Here is a 232-nt window from a genome sequence, read left to right on the forward strand (position 1 = left end):
GTTTTGGAGAGCTATCAAAATTAGAAAAAATAGAGCAGAGTTGTCATAATTGATTGGAGGATAAAGATGAAATTTAAAAATGTTTTGTTATCAGTAATTTGTATTTTTGTATTTGCACTAACAGCGTGTTCTAGTAACACAAATGGGAAAGAAGAGGGCAGTGGAAAATTAAAAGTTGTAACAACATACTCAATTATATATGATATGGTGAAGCAAATTGGTGGAGAGAAGG

General features: G+C 31.0%; 1 pseudogene. It reads left to right on the forward strand.

What is annotated here, in order from left to right:
* Positions 1-66: 66 nt before the first annotated feature.
* Positions 67-232: pseudogene (locus tag JDS81_RS30105) on the forward strand (metal ABC transporter substrate-binding protein); the annotation flags it as partial.

The organism is Bacillus cereus group sp. N31, assembly GCF_016483245.1.
Taxonomy (GTDB): domain Bacteria; phylum Bacillota; class Bacilli; order Bacillales; family Bacillaceae_G; genus Bacillus_A; species Bacillus_A toyonensis.